Origin of the sequence: Thauera terpenica 58Eu (genome assembly GCF_000443165.1) — a bacterium.
GTDB classification, from domain to species: domain Bacteria; phylum Pseudomonadota; class Gammaproteobacteria; order Burkholderiales; family Rhodocyclaceae; genus Thauera; species Thauera terpenica.
Window position 1 is genome coordinate 1 of record NZ_ATJV01000102.1, and the last position, 3,668, is coordinate 3,668.

At 66.4% G+C, this 3,668-nt stretch carries 3 protein-coding genes; all 3 read left to right on the top strand.

Annotation, left to right across the window (positions count from 1 at the left end):
* A partial coding sequence (locus M622_RS37065; protein ID WP_021250782.1) for a helix-turn-helix domain-containing protein occupies positions 1–285 on the top strand: 285 nt, incomplete at its 5' end.
* Between the two features lie 2 nt (positions 286–287).
* Entirely contained in the window at positions 288–3,275 is a 2,988-nt protein-coding gene (locus tag M622_RS37070; protein ID WP_008063270.1) for a Tn3 family transposase, read from the top strand.
* 24 nt (positions 3,276–3,299) lie between these two features.
* Positions 3,300–3,635, top strand: a complete 336-nt coding sequence (locus M622_RS37075; RefSeq protein WP_349255540.1) for a YnfA family protein — start codon at positions 3,300–3,302, stop codon at positions 3,633–3,635.
* Positions 3,636–3,668 lie beyond the last annotated feature (33 nt).

Sequence of the window (3,668 nt, forward strand, 5' to 3'; positions counted from 1 at the left end):
AGCCTGACCTTCACCGGCGAGGACTCGCCGATGGCGAACCTGATGCTGTCGGTGATGGGCGCGTTCGCCGAGTTCGAGCGCGCCCTTATCCGCGAGCGGCAGCGCGAAGGCATCGCGCTCGCCAAGCAGCGCGGGGCCTACCGGGGCCGCAAGAAGGCGCTGTCGCCGGAGCGGGTGGCCGAGCTGCGCCGGCGGGCCGCCGCCGGCGAGCAGAAAGCCAAGCTCGCCCGCGAATTCGGCATCAGCCGCGAAACCCTGTACCAATACCTGAGAACGGATGACTGACCATGCCGCGCCGCAGCTTGCTGACGCCCGCCGAGCGCACCGGCCTGCTTGCCTTTCCGACCACTGACGACGACCTCATCCGGCATTACACCTTCTCCGAACCCGACCTGTCAGTGATCCGCCAACGGCGCGGCAACCACAACCGGCTCGGTTTCGCGGTGCAGTTGTGCTACCTGCGCTATCCCGGCTTCGCCCTGCCGACCGACGCGGAACCGCCCGCATCCCTGCTGAATATCGTCGGCCGCCAGTTGCGCATCGCGCCGGACATCTGGCCGCAGTACGCGCAGCGGCCGGAAACCCGGCGCGAGCACCTGCTGGAATTGCAGGCGTGGCTGAAGCTGACGCCGTTCGCGGCCGCCGACTACCGGCGCTTCGTCCACCAGCTCGCCGAGCTGGCCCAGCAGACCGACCGGGGTATCGTGCTGGCCGAGGCGCTGGTCGAGCTGCTGCGGCAGCAACGTATCATCCTGCCGGCCATCGATGTCATCGAGCGTGTATGTAGCGAGGCGCTCACGCGCGGTACGCGCCAGGTGTACGCGGCGCTGACCGCGCCGCTGGCCGATCACCATCGCCGTGCGCTCGACGGTCTGCTGGCGATCCGCGAGGGCACCAAGGGCAGCGGGCTAATCTGGCTGCGCCAGCCGCCCGGCCCGCCCAAGCCCAAGCATGTGCTGGCCCACCTGGAGCGGCTGAAGACCCTCCGTGACCTGGCGTTGCCGGATGGGCTGGAGCACACCGTCCACCAAAACCGCCTGCTGAAGCTCGCCCGCGAAGGAGGACAGATGACGGCCCAGCACCTGCGCGACCTGGAGCCGAGCCGCCGCTATGCGACCCTGTCCGCGGTGATCCTCGATACCCGCGCCACCCTGATCGACGAGATCATCGACCTGCACGACCGTTTCATGGGCGCGCTGTTCAGCAAGGCCAAGCGCAACCACGCCGACCGCTTCCAGCAGTCCGGCAAGGCGATCAACGACAAGGTGCGGCTCTACTCGCGCATCGGCCGCGCCCTGCTGGAAGCCAAGCAGTCGGGCGGCGATCCGTTCGCCGCCATCGAGGCCATCATCCCGTGGGAGGTGTTCACCGAGAGCATCACCGAGGCCGAGCTGCTGGCCCAGCCGGAAGGTTTCGACTTCCTCGCGCTGGTCGGCGACGGCTTCAACCAGCTCCGGCGCTACACGCCGGCCCTGCTGGAAGCGCTGACCATGAAGGCCGCGCCGGCGGCACGCGAGCTGCTCGCCGCCGTCGATGTGCTCAAAGGGATGAACGAGCGCCAGGCGCGCAAAGTGCCGGACGATGCGCCCACGTCGTTCGTGCGCAAGCGCTGGGAAAGCCTGGTGCGCAACGAAGACGGGTTGGATCGGCGCTTCTACGAGCTGTGCGTGCTGTCCGAGCTGAAAAACTCGCTGCGCTCCGGCGACATCTGGGTGCAGGGCTCGCGCCAGTTCAAGGACTTCGAGGACTACCTGTTGCCGCCACCGCGTTTCGCCGCGCAGCGCGATCAGCGGGAATTGGGCCTGGCCGTCGAAACCGACTGCGAGCGCTTCCTGGAGGCGCGCCTCACGGTGCTGCAAGAGCAACTGGCGACGGTGGAGCGGCTGGCCGCCGCCAACGAGCTGCCCGACGCCGCCATCACCAGTACCGGCCGGCTCAGGATTTCGCCGCTGGACAACGGCGTGCCCGACGAGGCCGAGGCGCTGATGCAACAGGCGTACAGCCCGCTGCCGCACCTGAAGATCACCGAGCTGCTGCTGGAAGTCGATGGCTGGACGGGGTTCAGCCGCCACTTCAAGCACCTCAAGAGCGACGCGGCGGCCGAAGATCAACACCTGCTGCTGACGACCATCCTGGCCGACGCCATCAACCTGGGGCTCTCCAAGATGGCCGAATCCTGCCCGGGCGTGACCTATGCCAAGCTGACCTGGTTGCAGGCGTGGCACATCCGCGACGAGACCTATTCGGCCGGGCTGGCCGAGCTGGTCAACGCGCAGTTCCGTCAGCCGTTCGCCGCCTATTGGGGCGATGGCACCACGTCGTCGTCGGACGGCCAGAACTTCAAGGCCGGCGGTCGGGGCCACGCCGCCGGCCAGGTGAACCTGAAGTACGGCCAGGAACCGGGCGTGCAGTTCTACACCCACATTTCGGACCAGTACGCGCCGTTCCACACCAAGGTCATCAACGCCACGGTGCGCGACGCCACCCACGTCCTGGACGGACTGCTGTACCACGAATCCGACCTGCGCATCGAGGAGCATTACACCGACACGGCCGGCTTCACCGATCACCTGTTCGCGCTGATGCACCTGCTGGGCTTCCGCTTTGCGCCGCGCATCCGCGACCTGACCGACAAGCGCCTGTACATCCACGGCGACGCCAAGCAGTACCCGACGCTCGCCGGCCTGATCGGCGGCAGCGTCAACGTGAAGCACATTCGCGCCCATTGGGACGAAATCCTGCGCCTGGCCGCCTCGATCAAGCAGGGCACGGTGACGGCCTCGCTGATGCTCAGGAAGCTCGGCAGCTACCCGCGACAGAACGGCTTGGCCGTGGCCTTGCGCGAGCTTGGGCGAATCGAGCGCACGCTGTTCGCGCTCGACTGGATGCAGAACGTCGAGCTGCGCCGCCGCGTGCAGATCGGTTTGAACAAGGGGGAGGCCAAGAACGCGCTGGCCCGCGCCGTGTTCCTGAACCGGCTCGGCGAAATCCGCGACCGCAGTTTCGAGAACCAGCGCTACCGCGCCAGCGGCCTCAACCTGGTGGTGGCGGCGATCGTCCTGTGGAACACCGTCTACCTGGAGCGGGCCATCCAGGGGCTGCGGGACTCGGGCAAGGACATCGACGAGAGACTGCTGCCACATCTCTCGCCGCTGGGCTGGGAGCACATCAACCTGACCGGCGACTACATCTGGCGGCAGAACAAACACGTCGAGCAGGGCAAGTTCCGGCCGCTGCGATTGATCGAGCAGGCACCGCTAGCAACGTCTTCGTAAGGTCTATCAACTGTGGAGCTACTGATCTTGATTCTGAAAACGACCGGACTGTTCATCGCAACAGCGCTTGCCGAGATCGTCGGCTGCTTTCTGCCTTACCTGTGGCTGCGCAAAGGGGGGCCAATGTGGCTGCTGATTCCGGCAGCGATGAGCTTGGCGCTCTTCGTTTGGCTGCTCACGTTACACCCAGCCGCCAGTGGCCGCGTTTACGCCGCCTATGGCGGCGTTTATGTGGCTACCGCGCTGGTTTGGCTTCGGGTCGTGGATGGCGTGAAGCTGTCCGCGCTGGATTGGACGGGGGCTGGAGTCGCGCTACTGGGCATGTCAATCATTGTGCTGGGCTGGCACGACAAGGCATAGCGTACGATTTTTTCCGTTTCGTGAGCTGACCCC